This is a genomic window from uncultured Dysgonomonas sp., assembly GCF_900079725.1.
Classification (GTDB): domain Bacteria; phylum Bacteroidota; class Bacteroidia; order Bacteroidales; family Dysgonomonadaceae; genus Dysgonomonas.
Window position 1 is genome coordinate 1,849,424 of sequence record NZ_LT599032.1, and the last position, 25,306, is coordinate 1,874,729.

At 40.9% G+C, this 25,306-nt stretch carries 14 protein-coding genes and 1 tRNA gene; 10 read left to right on the forward strand and 5 right to left on the reverse strand.

The window, feature by feature from the left end:
- Window positions 1–122 precede the first annotated feature (122 nt).
- The 8 genes from QZL88_RS07910 to folD all read left to right on the forward strand — a co-directional run bounded on the left by QZL88_RS07910 (window position 123) and on the right by folD (window position 15,388).
- Window positions 123–2,822 carry a cation-transporting P-type ATPase gene (locus QZL88_RS07910; protein WP_296939895.1) on the forward strand — a complete coding sequence of 900 codons (2,700 nt, stop codon included), beginning with the start codon at window positions 123–125 and terminating at the stop codon, window positions 2,820–2,822.
- 490 nt (window positions 2,823–3,312) lie between these two features.
- The gene (locus QZL88_RS07915; RefSeq protein ID WP_296939897.1) at window positions 3,313–5,115 is read left to right on the forward strand and encodes a sugar-binding domain-containing protein; all 1,803 of its coding nucleotides are present in this window, start codon (window positions 3,313–3,315) and stop codon (window positions 5,113–5,115) included.
- An 8-nt stretch (window positions 5,116–5,123) separates the two neighbouring features.
- Complete coding sequence (locus QZL88_RS07920; protein WP_296939899.1) at window positions 5,124–7,601, forward strand: glutaminase family protein; 2,478 nt, start codon at window positions 5,124–5,126, stop codon at window positions 7,599–7,601.
- Between the two features lie 129 nt (window positions 7,602–7,730).
- Complete coding sequence (locus QZL88_RS07925; RefSeq protein WP_296939901.1) at window positions 7,731–9,785, forward strand: beta-L-arabinofuranosidase domain-containing protein; 2,055 nt, start codon at window positions 7,731–7,733, stop codon at window positions 9,783–9,785.
- 804 nt (window positions 9,786–10,589) lie between these two features.
- Window positions 10,590–12,419, forward strand: coding sequence for an ABC transporter ATP-binding protein (locus QZL88_RS07930; RefSeq protein WP_296939903.1), 1,830 nt, complete (start codon window positions 10,590–10,592; stop codon window positions 12,417–12,419).
- A gap of 104 nt (window positions 12,420–12,523) precedes the next feature.
- Window positions 12,524–13,285, forward strand: coding sequence for a tRNA (guanosine(46)-N7)-methyltransferase TrmB (trmB, locus tag QZL88_RS07935; RefSeq protein WP_296939905.1), 762 nt, complete (start codon window positions 12,524–12,526; stop codon window positions 13,283–13,285).
- Window positions 13,278–14,390, forward strand: a complete 1,113-nt coding sequence (locus QZL88_RS07940; protein WP_296939907.1) for an Mrp/NBP35 family ATP-binding protein — start codon at window positions 13,278–13,280, stop codon at window positions 14,388–14,390. The genes trmB and QZL88_RS07940 overlap by 8 nt, the downstream gene beginning before the upstream one ends.
- A 116-nt stretch (window positions 14,391–14,506) precedes the next feature.
- Window positions 14,507–15,388, forward strand: coding sequence for a bifunctional methylenetetrahydrofolate dehydrogenase/methenyltetrahydrofolate cyclohydrolase FolD (folD, locus tag QZL88_RS07945; RefSeq protein WP_296939908.1), 882 nt, complete (start codon window positions 14,507–14,509; stop codon window positions 15,386–15,388).
- A gap of 75 nt (window positions 15,389–15,463) precedes the next feature.
- On the opposite strand, the gene QZL88_RS07950 is transcribed toward folD, so the two are convergent.
- Together QZL88_RS07950 and QZL88_RS07955 are read right to left on the reverse strand one after the other, a co-directional pair.
- A tRNA-Arg gene (locus QZL88_RS07950) sits at window positions 15,464–15,535 on the reverse strand.
- 84 nt (window positions 15,536–15,619) lie between these two features.
- A complete protein-coding gene (locus QZL88_RS07955) occupies window positions 15,620–17,440 on the reverse strand; it encodes an LTA synthase family protein (protein WP_296939911.1) in 1,821 nt (606 codons plus the stop codon).
- Between the two features lie 361 nt (window positions 17,441–17,801).
- Between QZL88_RS07955 and QZL88_RS07960 the strand changes: the two genes are divergently transcribed.
- Window positions 17,802–18,434, forward strand: coding sequence for a biopolymer transporter ExbD (locus tag QZL88_RS07960; RefSeq protein ID WP_296939913.1), 633 nt, complete (start codon window positions 17,802–17,804; stop codon window positions 18,432–18,434).
- 93 nt (window positions 18,435–18,527) lie between these two features.
- On the opposite strand, the gene QZL88_RS07965 is transcribed toward QZL88_RS07960, so the two are convergent.
- Window positions 18,528–22,775 carry an acyl-CoA dehydratase activase gene (locus tag QZL88_RS07965; RefSeq protein ID WP_296939915.1) on the reverse strand — a complete coding sequence of 1,416 codons (4,248 nt, stop codon included), beginning with the start codon at window positions 22,773–22,775 and terminating at the stop codon, window positions 18,528–18,530.
- A 14-nt stretch (window positions 22,776–22,789) separates the two neighbouring features.
- Window positions 22,790–23,431, reverse strand: a complete 642-nt coding sequence (locus QZL88_RS07970; protein ID WP_296939918.1) for a TetR family transcriptional regulator — start codon at window positions 23,429–23,431, stop codon at window positions 22,790–22,792.
- Between the two features lie 194 nt (window positions 23,432–23,625).
- On the opposite strand from QZL88_RS07970, the gene QZL88_RS07975 reads away from it, so the two are divergent.
- Window positions 23,626–24,525 carry an SMP-30/gluconolactonase/LRE family protein gene (locus QZL88_RS07975; protein WP_296939921.1) on the forward strand — a complete coding sequence of 300 codons (900 nt, stop codon included), beginning with the start codon at window positions 23,626–23,628 and terminating at the stop codon, window positions 24,523–24,525.
- A gap of 1 nt (window position 24,526) precedes the next feature.
- On the opposite strand, the gene kdsB is transcribed toward QZL88_RS07975, so the two are convergent.
- Window positions 24,527–25,279 carry a 3-deoxy-manno-octulosonate cytidylyltransferase gene (gene kdsB, locus QZL88_RS07980; RefSeq protein WP_296945042.1) on the reverse strand — a complete coding sequence of 251 codons (753 nt, stop codon included), beginning with the start codon at window positions 25,277–25,279 and terminating at the stop codon, window positions 24,527–24,529.
- Between the last annotated feature and the right edge of the window lie 27 nt (window positions 25,280–25,306).

Consider the following 25,306-nt stretch of genomic DNA (forward strand, 5'->3'; position numbering starts at 1 on the left):
AAAAAAAATTGAAACTTTTTTATCTGTTCAATTGTTAAAATAAGGAATTGCACAAAGCTAACGTCCATTTTTCAGGATGAATTGATACATTATCAATCCTGATAAATAAAATCAAAAATAATATGGGGAAAGAAAAAACATTATGTAATAACAACTGGCATTCTCTCGAAGTCGGTGAAGTTTTAGAGTTACTAACAACTAATGCAACAAAAGGCTTACCCGAAAAAGATGCTAATGAACGGCTTGCTGAATTCGGAGAAAATATCCTTCCGGAAAAGAAAAAAGAAAGCCGGCTATTACGTTTTTTCAAACATTTCAACGATATTCTTATTTACATCCTCCTTATAGCTGCTATAGTTACCGCATTCCTGGGGCATTGGGCAGACACAGTCGTAATTGTGATTGTTGCCGTAGTGAACGCCTGTATCGGATACTTTCAGGAAAACAAGGCTGAAAAGGCGCTGGAAGATATAAAGAAAATGTTGTCTCATACAGCCCAAATCGTAAGAGACGGAAAAAGGCTTGAAATAGGAGCCTCGCATTTAGCTGTAGGGGATTTGGTCATCCTCCACCCTGGAGATAAGATTCCGGCCGATCTCAGGCTGATAAAATCAGATAATCTGAGAATAGAAGAATCAGCTTTAACCGGAGAATCCATTCCATCGCAAAAGAATGTAGGAGCAATAGCCGCGGACACCCCTTTAGGAGACAGGGATAATATGGCCTTTTCTACAACCACAGTTAGTGCAGGAACCGGAATGGGTATAGTTGTAGCCACAGGACAAAATACAGAAATCGGAAAGATAAATCGTATGATGTCGGAGGTAAAACTTATTACAACACCTTTGCTGCGACAGACCGCTAAGTTTGGTAAAACCGTATCTTTCGTGATAATTGCCATTGCTGTATTGGTTTTCATCTTCGGATATTTTTATCGCCACTACGATACAGGCGAATTATTAATGTCCGTAATCGGACTTGCTATTGCAGCTATTCCCGAAGGGCTTCCTGCCATTTTATCAATAATATTGGCTATCGGCGTACAGAATATGGCTAAACGAAAGGCTATAGTCCGCACTTTACCCTCGGTAGAGACGCTGGGTTCGGTAGCTGTTATCTGTTCTGATAAGACCGGGACTCTGACTAAAAATGAAATGACAGTCAAGACTCTTGTAACAAGTGACGATCAGTTTGATGTAACAGGCACAGGATATTCTCCTGTTGGAGATGTAGTGAAGGATAATGAGATCGTTGACTTCAATGCTGAATCGGTACTGGATAACCTGATAGGCTGTTTTTACATATGTAATGAAGCCTCTCTGGGAAAAGATGAAGAGGATAACTGGTACATAAAAGGTGATCCCACCGAAGGTGCACTCATTACCTTATATGAGAAGGCTTCTGTAGATCATCACGAAACAGATAGAATTGCAACTATTCCATTCGATTCGGAATATAAATACATGGCTACTCTGGTTGAAGCGGAAGACAAAAATATCATATACATAAAAGGTGCGCCCGACCGCCTGCTGGATATGGCTGGCAAAGAACTATCACTGAACGGAGAGAAACCATTCGACCGAAAGAACTGGGAAAATGCAATTACCGGATTAGCCGGCAAGGGCCAGCGTGTAATCGGGGGAGCATATAAAATAGTAGGTAAAGACCAGAAAAACCTCTCGCATGAAGATTTACACGAGGGCGTTACGTTTCTCGGTCTGGCAGGAATCATCGATCCTCCAAGAGAAGAAGCTATTGAAGCAATAAAACAATGTTCTGAAGCCGGTATAACCGTAAAAATGATAACCGGAGATCATATCGAGACTGCAAAATCGATAGGACTGGAAATGGGAATTGGCGATGGAATCAAGGCTTTGGAAGGAAAAACCATTGAACAGATGACTGATGAAGAATTAGAATCAGCAGCTGTCGAATATAACATTTTTGCACGTACCAGCCCCGAGCATAAACTCCGCTTGGTGAAAGCCTTGCAGGCCCGTAATATAATATGCGCTATGACGGGAGACGGAGTAAATGATGCCCCGGCGCTGAAGAAAGCGGATGTAGGTATAGCGATGGGTATAAAAGGTACAGAGGTAACCAAAGATGCAGCGGAGATGGTATTGGCCGATGACAACTTCTCTACTATTGCTGCTGCGGTAGAGGAAGGTAGAAGGGTATATGATAATCTCAAGAAAACCATCTTGTTTATATTGCCTACTAATGGAGCCGAGAGTTTTCTTATCATAGCCAGCATCCTGTTCGGAACGCTTATGCCACTTACTCCTATACAGATACTTTGGGTCAATATGGTTACATCGGTGACTATTTCTCTGGCTCTTGCCTTTGAAAAACTAGAGCCGGATACGATGAAACAACCGCCGCGTTCTCCCCAAACTCCATTATTAGACGGATACTTTATATGGCGCATCCTGTTCGTATCTGTTCTTATAGGAGGGGGAACCTTGTTATTGAACCTATATTTGTTGAATAATGGAGTGAGTGAAGATATTGTCAGAACTGTAACAATACAAACTATTGTAATCACCCAGATGTTTCACTTGTATAATAGCCGCAGCATCCGCAAGTCTGCCTTCTATGGAGACTTTTTCGGTAATAAGGCAGTATTTGTAGTATCGGGATTGCTTATCTTATTACAACTTTCAATAACATATATTCCATTTATGAATCAAGTTTTCGGAACGGTTAAACTTCCACTGCATTTCTGGATATATCCGTTCGTTTTTGGATTTATTATCTTCATCATAGTGGAGGCTGAGAAATGGGTTATGAGACTAATAGATAAAAAGACTGATAAATAACAAATCAGATAAGTAACAAAATAAAAAAGCTGCATATTTTTCAATATACAGCTTTTTTATTTTGTTGTCTCACCAGGACTCGAACCTAGACAGGCAGTACCAAAAACTGCAGTGCTACCATTACACCATGAGACAAACATTTGCTTTTCTTAAAGCGATACAAAAGTATATGTTTTTTTGTAAAAAACAAAAAAAATATCTCATTTTTCAATTTTATCATGTTAATCGACCGATTCAAAAGGAGTTGTGACCTGATATTTATATTTTTTGAACAATAAGTTTCACCTATTTCGGGTACATCAGACTACATTTGTAATATTCGGCAAACCAAGAAAACACATAAAATATCCAGATGGAAAATTGATATAAAACCATAAAACAAAGGAGTAATAAATGCCTGCATATACAAGAACGCACAATATTTAAAATATAGTCAGTATAAAAAATAAAACAATATTGTATAATACCTAAAAATAAACACCTTATTTAAATGAAGAAGATTCTTATTTTAGCTTTGGTCTTATCGAGCACCAGTTTATTTGCTCAATGGAAGCCTGTAGGGGATAAACTCAAAACCAAGTGGGCAGAAACCCTTAATCCGAACAATGTATTACCAGAATATCCCCGTCCAATCATGGAGCGTACAGACTGGACAAATCTGAATGGGCTATGGGAATACGCTATACTGCCTGTAGGTAAACAAGAGCCTCAGCAATTCGACGGACAGATATTAGTTCCTTTTGCTGTAGAATCAAGTTTGTCCGGGGTACAAAAGGAACTGGGTAAAGATAAAGAACTTTGGTACAAACGTACTTTCGCTGTCCCTTCAAATTGGAAAGGAAAGAAAATTCTATTGCACTTTGGAGCCGTAGACTGGAAAACCGAAGTGTTTATAAATGACATTAAAATCGGCTCCCATACCGGAGGATATACTCCGTTCAGTTTCGACATCACACCTTATCTGGCTTCCGGAAATCAAAAGCTGGTAGTCAAAGTCTGGGACCCTACTGATGACGGTGACCAGGCCAGAGGAAAACAAATAAAAAACCCGCATGGAATATGGTACACTCCTGTATCGGGAATCTGGCAGACTGTATGGATGGAACCTGTAGCGCAAAAGCACATTGCAGCTATTAAAACAATTCCGAATATAGACAATAGCCAGTTATCTATTGATATCTGTACAGAAGGTACTACTCCCGGAGATATAATAGAAGTGACAGTAAAAGACGGGGCGAAAACGGTAGCAACAAGCAAATTTGCCGCAGGACAGTCTACTGATATAAACATTCCTGATCTAAAACTCTGGTCTCCTGAGACTCCATTCCTGTACGATCTGGAAGTTACCCTATACAATAATGGCAAGGCGGCAGATAAAGTGAAAAGCTATGCTGCCATGCGCAAAATATCCTCTAAAAGAGACGCCAATGGCATCTACCGTTTCCAGTTAAATAACAAAGATTATTTCCAGTTCGGCCCCTTGGATCAGGGCTGGTGGCCTGATGGACTATATACAGCCCCTACCGATGAAGCGCTGGCATATGACATTCAGAAAACAAAAGATTTCGGGTTCAATATGATCCGTAAGCATGTAAAGGTTGAGCCGGCACGCTGGTACACACATTGCGACCGTCTTGGAATCCTTGTTTGGCAAGATATGCCTAATGGCGGACCATCCCCTCAGTGGCAAATGCACAATCATTTCAATGGTGTGGAAGTACAACGTTCTATCGAGTCCGAAAATGTATATCGGAAGGAATGGAGAGAAATTATGGATTATCTGATTTCATATCCTTCAATTGTAGTATGGGTTCCGTTCAATGAAGCATGGGGACAATTCAAAACTCCTGAAATTGTAGCTTGGACCAAGAATCACGACCCTTCCCGCCTGGTAAATCCAGCGAGTGGTGGTAATCATTATCATGTAGGGGATATGATCGATCTACACAACTATCCGGGACCGGACATGTTTTTGTATGATACCAAAAGAGCAAATGTATTGGGAGAATATGGCGGCATTGGCCTGCCTCTCGAAAATCACCTTTGGCAGACCGATAAAAACTGGGGATATGTTCAATTTAAAAATGCGAAAGAAGTAACAGATGAATACATCAAATATGCAGAAGCATTGAAAGGCTTTATCAAAAGAGGATTCACTGCCGCAGTTTATACCCAGACAACTGATGTAGAAGGCGAGGTAAACGGATTGATGACATATGACCGCAAAGTCATTAAACTGGAAGAACCGCGACTAAGACAAATCAACCTGGAAATATGTAATTCTTTGAAATAAACTATATAATGAAAAAATTACTTTATCTCTTATGCCTCACCGGACTATTTAGTTGCGGTGGCGCTAAAGAACCGGCACAGATTATCAAAAACGACTTACGGGCGCCTGCTTACCCATTGGTAACGATTGACCCCTATACCTCAGCGTGGTCGGCAGCCGATAATCTGTATGATGAATCAGTGAAACACTGGACAGGCAAAGAATTCCCTCTATTAGGGGTAATACGTGTCGATGGAGAAGCATATCGCTTTATGGGCGTAGAACAAACTCCTATAAAAGCTGTAGCGGGCATGTCTGTAACAACAGCCTGGGCAGGCAAATATACATTCAATGCTCCGGATAAAGGCTGGGAAAAAGCTGAATTTAACGATAACGGATGGAAAGAAGGACAAGCCGCATTCGGCACTTCGGAGGAAACCAATGTAAACACACTTTGGGAAACCAAAGACATATGGGTACGCCGGAATATAAATCTGGAAAAAGACCTGTCGGATAAAAAAGTATTCCTCATATATTCGCATGACGACATTTTCGAGCTGTACATCAACGGTATACAGGTGGTAAAGACAGGATATGAATGGAGGAAAGATGTACAGATCACACTCAGCGATGAAGTGAAAAGCACACTGAAAGCAGGTAAAAATGTCATTGCTGCCCATTGCCACAACAAAATGGGAGGAGCTCTCGTAGATTTTGGTATCTATGTGGAAGATGATATTGAAACATTCCTGAGTACAACAGCAGTACAGAAATCGGCTGATGTACAAGCAACCCAGACCCATTATACTTTCGAGTGCGGAAACGTGGAACTAAAACTCTCTTTCCTTGCACCACTGCTCATGGATGACCTGAATCTCGTGTCACGTCCGGTAAATTATATCTCATATGATATCAATTCATTGGATGGTAAGGACCATGACGTTCAAATCTATTTCGAAGCCGCGCCAAATTGGGCTTTGAATATTCCATCGCAGGAAAGCAAGGCCGAAGGATTTGAAAAAGACGGGCTTTTATTCCTCAAAACAGGAAGTGTAAACCAGAAAGTCCTGGGAAAAAGAGGTGATGATATCCGTATCGATTGGGGTTATTTCTATCTGAGTGGTGAGAAAAGCAACTCTACATATAATGTCGGTAACCCTTATCAGATGAGAAACGATTTTGTAAAGAACGGAAAACTTGCAGGAGACGTAAGCTCCAAAGACAATGCCAGTCTGGCTATATCGCAGACTCTGGGTAACAGTAAATCCGCCTCAGGAAAAGTACTTATCGGATACGACGACATATACTCTATCCAGTATTTTGAAGAAAACCTTCGCCCATACTGGAATAAGAAAGGCGACAAATCTATCGAGCAAGCTTTTGTTGAGGCTAATAAAGAATTTGTCAGCCTAAGCAACAAATGTAGCGATTTCGATTTCAGATTAATGAATGAAGCTGCACAAGCAGGAGGAAAAGAATATGCAGAATTGTGTGCGCTGGCTTATCGTCAGGCGATATCTGCCCATAAACTCGCTGAAGCACCAAACGGGGACTTGTTATTCTTATCTAAGGAAAACAATAGTAACGGATCCATCGGAACAGTAGACGTAACCTATCCCTCCGCTCCGTTATTCCTATACTACAATCCGGAACTGGCGAAAGGCCTGCTCAACCATATTTTCTACTACAGCGAAAGCGGCAAATGGACTAAACCGTTCCCTGCACACGATATAGGCACATATCCTTGGGCCAACGGACAAACATACGGCGGAGACATGCCTGTGGAAGAAGGCGGAAACATGCTGGCTCTTACTGCCGCGATAGCCGCTGTGGAAGGAAATGCAAAATACGCTGAAAAACATTGGGATGTACTGACTACATGGACAGATTACCTTGTGGAAAAAGGGCTCGATCCGGAAAACCAACTTTGTACCGACGACTTTGCAGGTCACTTTGCACACAATGTAAACCTTTCGGTGAAAGCAATTATGGGTATCGCATCTTACGGATATCTGGCAGATATGCTCGGGAAGAAAGACATCGCTGAAAAATATACGACCAAAGCCAAAGAAATGGCACAGGAATGGATAAAGATGGCTGATGATGGCGACCACTACCGCCTGACATTCGACCAACCGGGAACATGGAGCCAGAAATATAATTTGATATGGAACAAGATACTCAAATTAAATATATTCCCTGATTCTGTGGCTCAGAAAGAACTTCCTTATTATCTGACTAAACAGAATGAATACGGTTTGCCACTCGACAGCAGAAAGAATTATACAAAATCCGACTGGATTATCTGGACTGCAACTTTGGCTGATGACAACGCGACATTCCTGAAATTTATTACACCATTGCATAAATTTATGAATGAAACGACCGACCGTGTACCTATGAGTGATTGGTACAATACGGATAGCAAAACACATGTCGGCTTCAAAGCACGCTCGGTAGTAGGCGGATATTACATCAAAATGCTGAATGACAGAATGACAAAATAATTTTCTATAGTAATTAAATAAATACTTTTACATTGTACTGGGCTGCGATAGTCCGGTACAATTATTTTTCTTACTCAGAATATCACCGGTTATACGTTCAGAAAACAGAATAAATTTTAAATAATACATATGAAAAAAGGTCTTTTAAATAGCTTAATCGCAGTCACACTCTTCTTATGCAGCAATAGTATCTCTGCATTGGGAGGCGACATTGATGTTACAATCGTAAATCGTCCGTCAGTAAAGGCCCTCAACAATTATTACACAAGTAACAGGGCTCCATTATTACCCAATAATTTCATAAAATTACCGGTCGGCAAAGTGCAACCCAAAGGCTGGACAAAACGTATGCTCGAACTTCAACGGGACGGGTTGGCCGGACAACTGGGCGAGATCAGCGCATGGCTCAACAAAAAGAACAATGCATGGCTAAATACAGGAGGAGAGTACGGATGGGAAGAAGTCCCATACTGGCTCAAAGGATATGGCAATATGGCCTATATATTTAATGACCCTAAGATGCTTGCCGAAACAAAGATATGGATAGAAGCAGCCATAAAAAGCCAGCAACCCGACGGATACTTCGGCCCTATAAATGAGCGGGACGGAAAAAGGGAACTTTGGGCTAACATGATAATGTTATGGTGCCTGCAATCCTATTACGAATATTCGAACGATAAGCGTGTTATTGATCTGATGACTAATTATTTCAAATGGCAACTGACCGTTCCTGACGAAAAATTTCTAAAAGACTACTGGGAAAATTCCAGAGGAGGGGATAATATCTACAGTGTATACTGGCTATACAATATTACCGGAGACTCTTTCCTACTGGAGCTGGTTCATAAAATACACCGCAATACTGCCAACTGGATGCAGGATTCGACTCTTCCTAACTGGCATAACGTGAATATAGCCCAAGGCTTCCGGGAACCTGCTACCTACTATATGCTCACCAAAGACCCTGCGCATCTTCACGCCACCTATAACGTACATGATCTCATACGCCGCACATTCGGACAAGTATCGGGGGGAATGTTCGGCGCAGATGAAAATGCACGTATGGGGTACATAGACCCTCGCCAAGGCACGGAAACATGCGGTTTTGTAGAGCAAATGGCTTCGGATGAAATGATGCTGTGGTACACCGGAGATCCGTTGTGGGCAGAACATTGCGAAAATATCGCGTTCAATTCCTATCCAGCTTCAATGATGCCCGACCTGAAATCGTTGCGCTATATCACTTGCCCGAACCATGTGCAGAGCGACTCGGAAAACCACAAGCCGGGTATCGACAACGGAGGGCCTTTTCTGGCAATGAACCCGTTCAGCAGCCGTTGCTGCCAGCATAACCACGCGCAAGGCTGGCCTTATTTTATAGAGAACCTGATTCTTGCAACTCCTGACAATGGCGTTGCAGCAGCCATCTATGCGGCCTGCGAGGCAAAAGTAAAAGTAGGTGACGGCACTGAGATCACTATCGGCGAAGATACGCAATATCCGTTTGACGGAGCAATCCGGTTTAAAGTAAACACGCCGAAAAAGGTAAGATTTCCATTCTATCTCCGCATCCCGTCATGGACAAAGGATGCGCAACTGGAAATAAACGGGAAGAAAATCCCTGCGGATCTGGTTGCAGGTAAATATGCGTGTATCAACCGTGAATGGAGCAATGGAGATATCATAAAAGTTACCTATCCGATGGAGTTCTCGCTGAAAACATGGCAAGTGAACAAAAACAGCGTAAGCGTTAATTACGGTCCTTTGACTTTATCTCTCAATATTGATGAAGAATACAAGAAAGTGGATAGTAAAGAAAGCGCCATCTGGGACTCGAAATGGCAGGAAAGTGCTGATCCCTCCAAATGGCCGTCATATGAGATATATCCCAAGACAGCTTGGAATTATGCTTTAGTTCTAGATCCGGAGAAACCATTCAGTAACCTTGTTGTTGAAAAAAGGGCATGGCCTGCGGATAATTATCCTTTTACGCAGCAGAACTCTCCGCTTGTAATAAAAGCAAAAGGGAGACAAATACCATCCTGGAAATTGGACCAATATAAATTATGTGGTGTATTACCCGACGAAGACTGTGAGAAATCATCCCGGGTGGATAATATTACACTTGTCCCTATGGGTACTGCCCGGTTAAGGATAACTTCTTTTCCGGCATCATACGAGTAACTTAGCAATTATTTGAGTTTTATTCGGAACGGGACTATTTCTTGAGAGATAGTCCCGTTTTTATTTGATCTTATTAAAGAATCTTTATCTATGTTATTAGCCGATAGCCTTTAGCTGTTAGCTTATAGTTCTTTGAAGTATTGATGGCCCCTCCAACCTCCCCGAGGGGAGGCTACAGAGAGGGTAAAAGCTAATTATTAATTTTTCATTCTTAATTATTAATTGCTCTTTGTGTTACCTTCTAACTATCATAGTTAACGGATACAAAAACAACAAGATAAAAACAAAGGAAAAACTGTCAGATGTGTCAGGTTTTAACTAAATGTAGTTAATAAACGTAAATGCGATAATAAGTCATGAATTATGAGTTATAAATGATGAATTGGACTTTGCGCCTTAGCATCTTTGCATGAAAATACTATTTACCATAAAGCCACTTATGCGATAGTCTAAGCTAACGGCTGATAGCTATCAGCTAAAAGCTGAAACATGTGTTACTTTTTAAGAGTTACAAGTTACTGCGCCCTGCGGGCAGTTACAAGTTACGAGGGAAAAAATTATTAATTTTTCATTCTTCATTCTTAATTGTTTTTTGTGTTACCTTTGTTACCTTTTCATATATAAGTTGGTAAGAACTGATTATTTTTCAGGATAAAAAGATTGCTAATTTTCATGGCAATTATTTGTCATATTAGTGAAAATAAATAAAAGCTATTCATTAAGAGAAGAATTATAGCTAACTTGCAGCCGTTTTTGAAATAGCCTCTCCTGAGGCTATACTTTTTATCAACTAAACATCTTTTGATGAACGATTTTATTTCACTTATCAAGCGGTTTGTTCCGCCATACAAAAGACAAGTAGTACTCAATATCTTTTTCAATATACTGAGTGCTTTCCTTAATGTATTCTCATTTGCATTGATTGTTCCAATCCTTCAGATTCTATTTAAGGTGAACGACAAAGTCTATGAATACATGCCGATGGATTCTTCAAGTATATTCAACTTTAAGATTCTGGAGAACAATGTATATTATTACCTTTCCCAAACTATGGATACTCATTCGGCGGCCGCTGTTCTGCTTATATTAGGCCTGATTCTGGTAGTAATGACCATATTGAAAACAGGAACTACCTACCTCAGCGCTTATTTCATTACGGATGTGCGCACCGGGGTTGTAAGAGATATACGCAAACAGATAAACGACAAAGTCTTGTCTCTTCCTCTTGGCTTCTTCTCCAATGAACGCAAAGGTGACATTATGGCTCGTATGACCGGAGATGTGGGTGAAGTAGAAAACTCTGTGATGAGTTCCCTGGATATGATCAGTAAAAACCCGATTATGATTATGATATATCTGGGCACATTGCTCTTCATCAGCTGGAAACTTTCTATATTCGTATTCATTCTTTTGCCTGTTTCCGGATACATCATGGGTAAAGTTGGTAAGAGCCTGAAAAGACAATCCGTAGAGGCTCAATCCCAATGGGGCGGTATGATGTCACAGATAGAAGAAACCCTTAGCGGACTGCGTATTATTAAAGCATTTAATGCCGAAGAAAAGATGATCGAACGTTTCGATAAAACAAGTAATATATTCCGTAACATGTCGAACCGTATCGCACGCAGACAACAATTGGCTCACCCTATGAGTGAACTGTTAGGGACAATAACCATTGTTTTGGTGCTATGGTACGGAGGATCCCTCATTCTGGAAGGTAGCGGATATATGGATGCATCGAGATTTATATATTACCTGACTATTTTCTACCTGATTATCAATCCGGCAAAAGATCTTTCTAAATCGGCATATGCCATCCAGAAAGGTATGGCTTCGGTAGAACGTATTGACAAAATATTAAAGGCTGAAAATAATATAAAGAGCCCTGAAAACCCGAAACCAATATCTTTCAACAGGGAAATAACTTATCGGAATGTATTGTTCAGATACGAGACAAACTGGGTAATAAAAGATGTCAGTATCACAATACCAAAAGGCAAGACCATTGCACTGGTAGGGCAATCCGGTTCCGGTAAATCAACAATGGCCGATCTCCTGCCCCGCTTCTATGATGTAAACGAAGGAGGTATCTACATCGACGACACCAATATTAAGGATGCTGATGTACATGATTTACGGGCGCTGATGGGCAACGTGAATCAGGAAGCTATCCTGTTTAACGATACATTTTTCAATAATATATCGTTTGGGGTAGAAAATGCCACAATGGAACAGGTTATCGAGGCCGCCAAGGTAGCTAATGCACATGACTTCATTACCGCCACAGAGAAAGGGTATGAAACCAGTATAGGAGACCGTGGCAGCAAACTGTCGGGCGGACAACGCCAGCGCGTCAGCATTGCCCGTGCAATACTGAAGAACCCGCAGATATTGATTCTGGATGAAGCAACATCGGCTCTGGACACCGAATCGGAACGCCTTGTGCAGGACGCTTTGGAAAAACTGATGAAAAACCGTACAACACTGGTTATCGCTCACCGTTTATCTACTATCAAGAATGCGGATGAAATATGTGTGATGAGCGAAGGTATAATCGTAGAACGCGGACATCACGACGAATTGTATGAGATGAACGGATATTACCGGAAACTGTGTGATATGCAGCAATTTTAATGTGCTGATATGCCGATGTGCCAATTATTCAATGAACTGAATGACAAATTCTAATTATAAAGCGCGAACTTGTTTACTTGTAACTCGTAATTTGCAACTAAAATATGGGAAAGAATAAACTTGCCAAATTTGCCAACATGGAGGAATATCCGCATGTATTCCAATACCCGTTTGCAGTTCTGCAAGAAAAGGGATTTGAAATGAAAGGCAAGTGGAATGCGATGTTTTTCAAAAATGATAATCCTATTGTTCTCGAACTGGGTTGCGGTAAAGGCGAATATACTGTAGGTCTGGCGAAACTGTTTCCTGACAAGAATTTTATCGGAATAGATATAAAAGGCGCCAGAATGTGGACAGGTGCAAAGCAGTCATTCAACGAAAAATTGACAAATGTAGCTTTCCTGCGTACCCATATCGAACTGATAACCCACTTCTTTGCCAAAGGGGAAATTTCCGAGATATGGATAACGTTCCCCGATCCGCAAATGGGTAAGGTAAACAAGCGTATGACTTCAACCCGTTTTATGAAACTGTATCGTCAGATTCTGTCAGACAATGGTATCATACACCTGAAGACCGATAGTAATTTCATGTTTACATACACCTGTGAAATGGTAAAAGCCAATACGCTTCCTGTATTGTTCCAGTCAGATGACCTATATCATTCGGGACTAGTGGATGATATTCTTAAAATACAGACGTTCTATGAACAACAATGGCTTTCGCGTGGTTTAAATATCAAGTATATAAAATTTGAGTGCGCCGGACGTGATAACTGGACCGAACCGGATGTTGAAATAGAGAAAGACCCGTATCGCAGTTACGGACGCAGCAACGAATTAAATCAATCAACTAAAAATGGCTAATATATATCCTAAACTGATTATCGACGCACTACGCAATGTGCGTTATCCCGGTACAGGGAAAGATATTGTAGAAATGGGCTTCGTATCCGACGATATACATATCGATGGTATGAAAGTAAGTTTCTCCATGATGTTTGACAAACCGAACGATCCATTTATCAAATCGGTTGTAAAAGCGGCCGAGACGGCTATACTCACATACGCAGACCCTAATATTGAAATTAAAGGCAATATAGAAGTAAGAACCAAACAGGCGGAGCAACCAAAACCTGCGACACTTCTTCCTCAAGTGAAAAATATCATTGCCATATCATCAGGCAAAGGCGGTGTGGGTAAAAGTACCGTATCGGTAAATCTGGCTGTAGCTTTAGCTAAAAAAGGCTATAAGGTGGGTTTACTGGATGCTGATATATTCGGGCCGTCGCTGCCTAAAATGTTTGCTGAAGAAGAGGCTCAGCCATATTTAGAACCTATAGATGGCAAGGAATATATTATCCCCGTTGAAAAATACGGTGTAAAGATGCTTTCCATAGGCTTCTTCGTAAACAAGAACGATGCTGTGGTATGGCGTGGAGCAATGGCGGGTAATGCTTTGAAACAGCTTATAGCCGATGCCAATTGGGGAGATCTCGATTATTTCCTTATCGACTTTCCACCGGGAACGAGCGACATACACCTTACATTGGTGCAGACACTGGCTATCACAGGAGCGGTAGTGGTAAGTACGCCTCAGGAGGTGGCTCTGGCCGATGCTCGCAAGGGAATCAATATGTTTACTAATGATAAGGTCAATGTGCCGATATTAGGGCTGGTAGAAAATATGGCATGGTTCACTCCTGCCGAACTGCCGGAAAACAAGTACTATATCTTTGGTAAGGACGGAGCGAAGAATCTGGCAGAAGATATGAATGTGCCTCTACTCGGACAAATCCCTATCGTACAGAGTATCTGCGAAGGAGGAGATAAAGGTGTGCCGGTGGCCCTGAATGAGAATACGATAACAGGTATGGCATTCGCTCATTTGGCTGATAACTTTATAGCTTCGGTGGACAAACGAAATAGTCAATTTGCCCCTACCCAGAAAGTAGAGGTAAGTAACAAATAATAAGACGAGAGGACATTCTGATGTCCTCTTTTCATTTGGATCATTAACTCTATTACATTCATATTTGTATATTTGCATTTAGAAAAGCACTATTATATATTACTAAACCAATATCTATGCAACTAATTGACGGGAAAGCCATTTCGGCGCAGATGAAGAAGGAAATAGCAGCAGAAGTAGCGCAAATAAAGGCGGCAGGAGGAAAAACACCACATCTGGCCGCTGTGCTTGTCGGACACGATGGTGGCAGCGAAACCTATGTAGCCAGTAAAGTACGGACATGTGAAGATGTCGGATTTAAATCATCCCTTATCCGCTTCGAAGACAATGTCAGTGAAGAGGATTTACTAGCCTGCGTCGATAAGTTGAACAACGATGCTGATGTGGATGGCTTTATAGTTCAACTCCCTCTGCCAAAGCATATTTCGGAGCAGAAAGTGATTGAGGCAATAGATTACCGCAAAGATGTGGATGGCTTTCACCCTATCAATGTAGGACGCATGTCTATCGGTTTGCCTTGCTTTGTTTCGGCTACTCCGGCAGGCATATTGGAGCTGTTGAAAAGATACGAGATACCAACTCAGGGGAAACATTGCGTTGTTCTTGGCCGTAGCAATATAGTAGGTAAGCCTGTAGCCAATCTGATGATGCAGAAGAGTTATCCGGGCGATGCTACAGTGACGGTCTGCCACAGCCGTACGCCAAATATCAAGGAAGTATGCCAGAGTGCCGATATCATCATTGCCGCCCTTGGTGTTCCGGAATTCCTTAAAGGCGATATGGTCAAAGAAGGTGTTGTTATAATAGACGTGGGCACAACCCGTGTACCATCTACCGAGACTAAATCCGGATTCAGACTAAAAGGCGATGTGGCTTTCGATGAAGTTGCGCCTAAAGCATCTTATATCACTCCCGTTCCAGGAGGTGTAGGACCTATGACCATTATCTCATTGATGCGGAATACATTATTAGCTGGTAAGAAAGAGATATACAGCTGAGAATCAACAAGCTACAATCAACCACAATAAATAAGCCTGTAAACATTTGATTTACAGGCCCATTATTAATCTCTGTGACCCTGGCGGGAATCGAACCCACAGCTAAGGAACCGGAATCCTTTATTTTATCCATTAAACTACAGGGCCATTCATTGGCGACACAAAAATATAAAAATATTCTCAGCTTTTATATTATAACCCATAAAACAATTCGGAAACGGGGCTGAAACTTCATCTCTCCCCTAAATCCATATACATATTCTGGAAAAATGCTTTTGCGCTCTTTTCCAGTTCAACATTTCCTGATTGGTGAATAATCTCCTGCCTGTCATTATCATAAGTAATCGTTCCTGTAGAATCTGTCATACAAAAACCATTTACATAAGAATAAAAAGCAAACTTGCGACTATTCGGATTCAACATATCTGTACTAAATCTAAAATCAGTGTATTTTAAGTTTAACTGAGACAGTAAAGTAGCTGCCAGATCATTCTGTGAACCAAAATCGGATACAACCCTTGGTTCTTTTACAGCTCCACCCAGCCAAACCATTGGAATATGGAATCGTCTGGGATCGCTATTGTTCAACCCACCGGGATATGACTGCATCGCATGGTCTGCAATAAATATAAGGAGTGTATTATCCCATAAGGCTGTTGATTTCAGCCGCTCTACAAAGTTACCCAAACATTCGTCCGTATATGATACTGCATTCAGGAAAGGCTCCTCAAACTTATGCACAGGAACATCGAACGGCTCATGGCTGCTAAGCGTTAACACAGTCTTCATAAATGGTGTATCCTGCTCCTGTGTCGTTATATCTTTATATGCTCTGTCAATAAGAAATTTATCCGGAGCACCCCACTTAGTCATTCGCTCATTCAGCGGAAAATCTTTATCCGAAACAACTTCTTTAATCGCACATGCTCCAACAAAATATGACCGCATATTAGCAAAGTCTGCATCGCCCCCGTAATAAAATGAAAGGTTCTCATATCCTACCTGTTTCAATGTCCTTGGAATAGTAGGCAGATTCTCCGTTTTTTGCGGATACTTCATAATGGCAACCGTTGGATGTGCGGGATAACCGCTGAGAACGGAAACCAACCCTCTGTCGGTTCTGAAACTATTCGCATAAAAATTATCAAATAAGATACCCTCTTTTGCAAAACGGCTCATATTAGGCGCAATTACAGAATCCAAGGCCGCTTCAGCAGAAAAACTCTCCAGAATAAACAATATTATGTTAGGCCGGTCAGTATTTAGCAATTGCGGAATACTGTCTGCGGAGGGTTGCATCATTAATGTATCAAAAATAGCCGTAGCTTCGGCCTTATCATAAAACTGGTATTGCGAACCGAAATTATCCGATTTGAAGAAAGAATACATCAAATTGAACTGAGGATTAATCGCCGCATGATTCAGAAACATATTATCACTAAAATAGGCCTTCCCTACATTCATTGTAGATACAGTGACTCCACCGCGTATAGGTAAGAATAAAGCTCCGGTCAAAAGTATCATAACCAGACAGACTTTCCATATAGATTTAGGTACGGTTAATTTTAATATCTGCTTACGGATTATAAACACATAACCAATATATACAATCAGGCTAAACACTACCGCAGCCAAAAATCCCATAATAATTTCCAGAGCGGAAGCACTTGCAAAAGTTTCTTTCGGCTTTTGTAAATAAAGGAACACAGTAGAATCGAAATGAAAACCCCAATACGGATATACAACAAGGTCAACTACTGCTATAACGACTACCAATGAAAGAATTATTCCAAAAAACACATTCAATATCTTAGCTATGATTTTTGGTTCTATCCAGATGGAAGAAATGAGTATAAGTGCAGGAATGGCTGTAAGATATCCACTCATAGACATATCGAGCGGTAAGCCATGATACAGCACTTGAAAGATTTCAGAAGATGTAATTCCTCCTCCGGCAGAAGAGTGCATCAACATAAAAGCCAGCTTCTCTATACAAAATATAAATATAAAATAGATAAATATAGTGATAAGAAGTAATGCCCTTTGTTTCATTAGTTTAAGTATATATTTATATTATGAATAAAAGAACGTGTTTAATACAACATTATTTAATAGTTAAAAAAAGGTGACAAAAGTTACACTTCTTCCACTATTTCCATCATCGCCACGTTTCCTTTGCTTATTAGGTATCGATCTTATGTCGAAGACATGGAACGAGTCTCCTGTATAGATAAAGATTTCCCAAATACATCACAGACTGCTTTATTCCCCGTCTAAGGAGGTTGCTACTGACCGCTTACAAAACACAAAGATAAAATATATCGGAAAAAAGTACGAGCCTTTTATGGAATTTCAACACAATATTGCTCTATTAAGTAAAAATAGAAGTTTAATCCTTAAAAAATCAAATATTATGGCTAGTATAGATACAAACAGTGGAGGAAAGGACAAAAAAGGAAAACCTCAACGAAGAACTTTAAGAGTGGACTTCACCCCGATGGTGGATATGAATATGCTCCTTATCACATTTTTCATGTTTTGCACCACACTCAGTATACCACAAGTAATGGATATTGCAATGCCTGCACCAGAAGGGGAGATAAAGATTCCCGGATCAAAATCTGTTACCGTAATATTGGGAGAACAGGACAAGATCTACTATTACGCAGATGTTGCCAATTACGATGACTATACATCGCTGAAGGAAACCGATTATATGGGCCTACGGCAGATGCTTCTGGAACGGAACAGCTTTGTAGCTTCCAAAATACAGGATTTGAAAAAGAAATATTACAGAAAAGAAATAAATGAGAATCAGCTAAAAAGTCTAATATCTGAAGCTAAAAGGGCTGACGAGGGACTCAATGTTGTTATTAAAGCGACCAAAGATTCCAATTATAAGAATCTGGTAGATGCTCTCGACGAAATGCAAATATGCGGGGTTGATAAATACTCTATCGTTGACTTGCAAGAAGGGGATAAGTTCCTGATGGAGAATCTAAAAACAAAAGGCGCGCTGACTGCAATGGCCGAAAGGCCAAAATAAGTAACAATCTTCACACATTCATATAAACAGGGAAAAGCCGGCTACTAATATAGTTTCCGGCTTTTTCTCAAATTATATATGGATAGTTGATCTCTAAATCATAAAATGCAGGCGGTTCTGTAAATTCACTTCGGCTATACCTCCATCAATGTCCAGATACAGGATATTCATATTCGGATAAATTTCCTTGATACGTTTTTCCACCCCTTTGGCTACAATATGGTTTGCGATACAACCAAATGGCTGCAAACACACCACCTTATTCACTCCTTTACGGGCATAATGGGCAATCTCCCCGGGTATCAGCCAGCCTTCCCCGAACTGATTAGAGAGGTTGAGAACTTCGGATGCTGCTTCGGCTTTGGCATATATGGATTCTGAGGCTTCATAGAATTTGAATTTGCTCAATATCTTTTCCGATTTCTTTACCTTACCATTGATATACCACCAGATCAGAGGTTTCATAGTTTTTGAAAAAATTGTTTCCTCAGCCAGTCCATTCTCTACATTCACCTTACTGTTCACAAAGAACTGCATCAGGAAGTCGAGAAGCGGAGGCGTGGAAACCTCTACATTCTTAGAGCGAAGCCACTCCGAGATATTTGCCTGCGCATAATTATTATACTTTACAAAGATTTCCCCTATAAGGCCTACTTTAGAATATTCTTTATCAAAAATCGGCACATTATTGAAATCCTCGACTGCTTCTTTCAATAAACGAAACAATGTTTTCACATCTTTTGCCCTAACGGCATCTATTCCTCGTTCGATATAGAAGTCAAACACTTCCTGCGAAGCACCTTCTTTCTTTTCCCTGACGGATATAGCCCCATGCATTTGCTGCAAGCCATCACCATAGAGCACCAGTGGAATAGCCAGCTTCGCAATCTTTTTCCATTCCAGTGTAAACTCACTTTCTCCGTTTTGATAGGTATCACCCGAACTTAATGCGATGACGGGTATATCGTTAAACCCGGCATTTTGCAGTCCGGTCTTGATTTGCGCAATATAATTAGTTGCCCGGCATTGCCCACCGGTTTGGGTTATCGCCAGAACAATATCCTTTACATCGTAATTTCCAGATTGCAAGGTGCTGATGATATCACCAAGAACAAGAGTGGACGGATAACAAACTTCATTATTGCCATACATTAAACCCAGATCGGCGGATAGTTTATTCGATTTCGGCAGGTTTTCCACCTTTAAACCTAGTATTTCACCCAATGCCGGGGCAAACGGAGATATAAAGTCACAGAGCCACGGTATAAGGATTGTTTTATTGCCGTCCTTCGCCTTTTTGTACGGGACAGAATAACCCTTGTATTCCTGAGCAGTAGTTACATCAAAAGACTTTACTGCTTTCAATGACTCTACTAAAGAACGAAGACGCAAACGGATAGAACCCGGACTGGCAATTTCGTCAATACGAAGCACTGTTATATTTTTACCAACGGCCTTCAGTATATCCCGTGTCTCATCCATAAAAAATGAATCGGGGCCACAACCGAATGAATTCAGCTGTATCAATTGCACATTCTGAGGTAATTTTGCGACTTCCATTGCAGCCTGTACCACGCGATTAGGGTACGACCATTGGGATATGATATTCAGTTTTCCGAAGCCATGACTTTCGGGCTTGCGAAAAACATCGTCCGTTAGTACGATAACCCCGAGGTCGGAGAGTATTTGCCCTACTTTCTGATGTATCAGAGGATCGGTATGATATGGGCGGCCTGCAACAACAAAAATCAATTCTCCTGTTTCTATTGCCTTATCCAGCAATTCTTTCTGATAAGCATATAACTCCTGCTTCAATCCGTTCTTTACCTCCAATGCCTTTGAAAAGGCTTTCTCGAAAGAAGACTTGGTTACGCCCAGTCCTGATAAATAATTGAAACAGCCTTTCGCCAAAGCTTTATCACTACTGAAAGTAATCACAGGCTCATCGAATGGGATACCATGACGGCCCGATGGGTCAATTGAACTTTGAATCACATCAGGGTAACCACTGACAACAGGGCAGTTAAATGAGTTGGATGCTTGTCCGAACTCCTTTTCTTCCTTTGGCACTATCGGATAAAATATCCTGTCCACTTTTTGCTCTATCAAAGCAAGGATATGCCCGTGTACCAGTTTGGCAGGGAAACATATATTATCGGACATCACCCCTCCTACCCCTTTCTGATAAAGAGGGAATGTGGATTCGGGTGATAAACGTACATTAAATCCGCATTCTGATAATAATGTATGCCAGAACGGATAATTATCGAACATGTTCAGTACACGAGGGATACCGATGGTCTTCCCCCTCTCTATATTGTCTGCATTGACAGAACGGGTGAAAAGTATCTCATTTTTCTTATCAAAGGCATTATAACCTTCTTTTCGATCATTGCTTTTGTTGTAAAATACCTTTTCACATTTATTGCCTGCATAGCTGATGTTTCCATTATTAAATTTGAAACGAAGTACCGAGCAGAGATTTGTACAGCCTTTACAAGTCAGTTCTTTCGAGTCTATCGAACTTACATCGAACAGAGCGTCCTCCCCTGCAAAAGCAGTTTCTTCCTGTCCTTTCCGCCAAAGGCGTTGCGAATATAGAGCAGCACCCAAAGCCCCCATCAATTCGGGATGGTCGGTAGAACTTACTGTTTTACCCGACAACAATTCCAAGGCTCGATAGACAGCATCGTTACGGAATGTTCCACCCTGCACTACAATATGATCGCCCAGCTGATTCAGATTGGATATTTTCAATACTTTAAACAGGCAATTTTTTACCACAGAATAAGCCAGTCCAGCGGCGATATCGTCATTGCCTGCATTCTCGCGAAGCGACTGCTTCACCTTCGAATTCATAAAGACGGTACAGCGTGACCCTAAATCGCTCGGATATCTGGCAAGACAAGCTGCACGGGTAAAGTCTGCCAACCCCATATTCATTGTGGTTGCAAAATTCTGTAGGAATGAACCGCAACCGGCCGAACATGCTTCGTTCAGTTCTATATTTGATATCAGCCCGTTACTGATAAATATCGACTTTATATCCTGACCGCCGATGTCGAGAACGAAGGATACATCAGGGTCTACATATTGCGCTCCCGAAAGATGGGCAATAGTTTCCACTATACCATAATCAAGTCCGAGTGCAGACTTCATCAGGTCTTCGCCATACCCGGTAGCCGCCGAAGATAGGAACTTTACCGTAACACCTTTTTCTTCAGCTTCTTTATAGAACAACTCCAGCCCCTCCATTACTTTCTTGAGAGGATTACCTTCGTTATTTCCGTAGAATTTATAGATAATATTCGCATCGGTATCCATTATTACCACTTTCGATGTGGTGGAACCTGAATCGATACCTAAGAAGCATTCTACATACTTTTCTTCACCCAATGCTTTAAACTGCAAAGCTTTCACATTGCGGTTGGCATCCCATTCTATATACTCCAGTTCGTCTTTGAACAGAGCCGGCAACGCTTCACTGTGGTTAGACGAAGTAGACTCATTGAGCTTCTCGATCAGACAATTTAATTCAAAAGATTTTGCGCCATCTTCTTCATATAAAGCAGCTCCCCAGGCAGGGAAAAATTCTCCATTCTCAGGTACAATAATATCCGAAGCCTCAATTTTCAATATATCGCGGAAAGAATTACGAAGGGCAGGGATAAATGTCAATGGGCCGCCGATACAGATCACTTTAGGTACCACATCACATCCGCGGGCAAGTGTTGTAACCGACTGCAAGGCTACAGCATGCAAGATAGATGCTGAAATATCCGAAACGGGAATATTACGGCTTATCAGGTTCTGCACATCTGTTTTGGCAAATACGCCACAACGTGATGCTATAGGGTATATCTTATCATAAGTCAGAGCCTTTTCACCCAGTTCATTTACCGATATATTCATTAAACTGGCCATCTGGTCGATAAAAGCACCCGTCCCTCCGGCACAACTTCCATTCATACGGATATCGGGATGACGGCCTTCACTAAAGAACACCATCTTGGCATCTTCTCCACCCAGATCGATAAGTGTATGGGCTGCAGGATAAACATTCTTTACTACCTCTACGGCAGCAACGACTTCCTGTACAAAGGGTATCCCTACACGTTCTCCGATACCCATACCGGCCGAGCCTGAGATATTAATATTAAATATAGTATCGGGATATAGTTCATCCACCTTTTGCAGTTCAGCTACAAGCGTTTGTTGTATATTAGCCTGGTGGCGACAATAGGACTTGTGTATAATTTGTTGATTATTATCTAAAACGACAATCTTCACAGTTGTCGAACCTACGTCAACTCCCATTTTATATTGTTGTCTTCTATTCATAATTATAATGTAGTTTAGTTTGATTCTATTTTTTTATCATATGGCTTTAATGCATTGATTGTAAACTCAATCACATATTTCTCATGATTGGCGATCAACTCATCATAGATATTTCTGGGTATTTCCATTAATGTCATGGCCAGATTACCAAACATGAAAGGGAACATACACAGCGATAATATATTCAGCAGAAAATCGGCAGCAGGAGTATCCCTGATTGTACCTTTCTTTATTTCCTCTTCGATACGCTCTTCAATCTTACTAAAAGAACTATATGGATTACGGGCTTTTATCCTGTTTGTCAGACCAGCAGGGTTAAGACTTACTTCATTCAGTATGAATGCAGCTATTTGCGGATATTCGAAAAGGATTTCATAATAAGTATGTATCCAAGTTTCGATAAGTTCAAAAAATGGCAGGTCGGATGTTATCGTCTCAAATATCCTTTTTGTGAATACATCGAGAGCGTCTTCAAATATGATTTCAAATAAATTATATTTCGATTGGAAATAATAATTTACCATGGCCACATTCGTACCCGAGGCCTTTGCTATATCCCTGACACTGGTTCCCTTAAAACCATTTTTGATAAAAAGCACTTGCGCCTCTTTCAGAATCCGTTTCCTTACTTCCGAAGAATCTTCATTATTAAACATGTGTTCTAAACGATTGTTTAGTTACAAAAATAAAAAAGATTATCGGACTAAACAAGTGTTTAAGTATTCAATAGTATTTTAATACAATAATTTAGAACTTAAATAAATACAACATTAAGCACCTATATTGGTCATTCTTTCAGGAAAAATGACTTAATTGCGACGAATATTTACATCTGTAAAAATTGCCTGATATGATAAAAAATAAAATCCTTCTATTCCTCTTTCTCATTCCATTCAGTATTTCAACTTTCGCCCAAAAGCCGAAAAGCCTTGTAGCCGTAGGCGCAAAAATAGAGAAGTTAGCCGATGGTTTCAGCTTTACCGAAGGGCCTGCCGCAGATAAAAAAGGGAATGTATATTTTACAGACCAGCCAAACGACAAGATCCTAATATGGTCGACAGATGGCAAGCTATCGACATTCATGGAAAATACCGGACGGGCAAACGGCCTCTATTTCGACCGGAACGGAGACTTGCTTTCGTGCTCGGATATGGATAATGAATTGTGGAGTATCGATAAGAAAGGCAATCATACTGTTCTAATCACAGATTTCAACGAAAAGAAGCTAAACGGTCCTAACGATTTGTGGATACATCCAGACGGGGGGATTTATTTTACCGACCCCCTATATAAACGTGATTACTGGACTCGAAGCCCTGAAATACAACAGGAAGGACAATATGTTTATTATCTTTATCCGGACCGGAAGACTGTCATAAAAGTTGCGACAGACCTTGTCCAACCAAATGGCATAATTGGCACTCCTGACGGGAAACAATTATATATTGCCGATATCGGGGCAAATAAAACATATGTTTATGACATCCTTCCCGATGGTTCTCTGACCAACAAAAGACTATTCACCTCATTAGGTTCGGATGGAATGACTATTGATAATGAAGGGAATATCTATCTGACAGGACGGGGTGTCACAGTCTTCAATCCGAAAGGAGAGCAAATAGAGCATATTCCGGTTGAAGCAAACTGGACAGGCAACGTTTGCTTTGGAGGCAAAGATATGAAAACCCTCTTTATTACAGCTTCTCAGTATCTATATAGCTTGCGCATGAATGTAAAAGGAGTCAGATAGTTCACTTTCTGCTACCGAGAAAAGCCAATGCTTTTTCCATATCTTCCGGAGTATCTATACCGATAGTTTCTGCATCTGTATATCCCACACGGATACGGTATCCGTTTTCTATCCAGCGAAGCTGCTCCAACGATTCCGCCTTTTCCAATGAGGACTGAGGTAATCTGGTTATTTCATTCAGAATATCGGAGCGATAAGCGTACATACCAATATGCTTGAAAAAAGTATGTTTATCGAGCCATTCGGTATGGTGCGCATCCCGGATATAAGGTACAATGGAACGGCTGAAATAAATGGCCTCGTTCTTTTTATTCACAACTACTTTAGGCGAGTTCGGGTTGAACAGAACTTCAAAACCATCTTCTTTCTTAAATGGTTTTACCAATGTTGCCAGTTCGACACCTTTATTGTCAAAACAGTTTTTTAGAGTTTCGATCTGTCCGGGTTGAATAAACGGCTCATCACCTTGCACATTGATTATCACATCAAATCCCCCTCCTACTTTAGCATATGCCTCTTGTATACGATCCGTACCGCTCTTGTGATCCGGCGAAGTCATTACAGCTTTACCACCAAAAGATTCTACGACTTCGAATATCCGGGAATCGTCTGTTGCAACCCACACTTCATCAATGGCTTTCTTTACCTGCTCATAAACACGTTGTATCATAGGCGTTCCCGCCATATCGGCAAGAGGCTTTCCCGGAAAGCGCGTAGAGGCATAGCGCGCGGGGATAATAGCTATAAATTTCATATTGAATCTTATCATGTATAATGCACA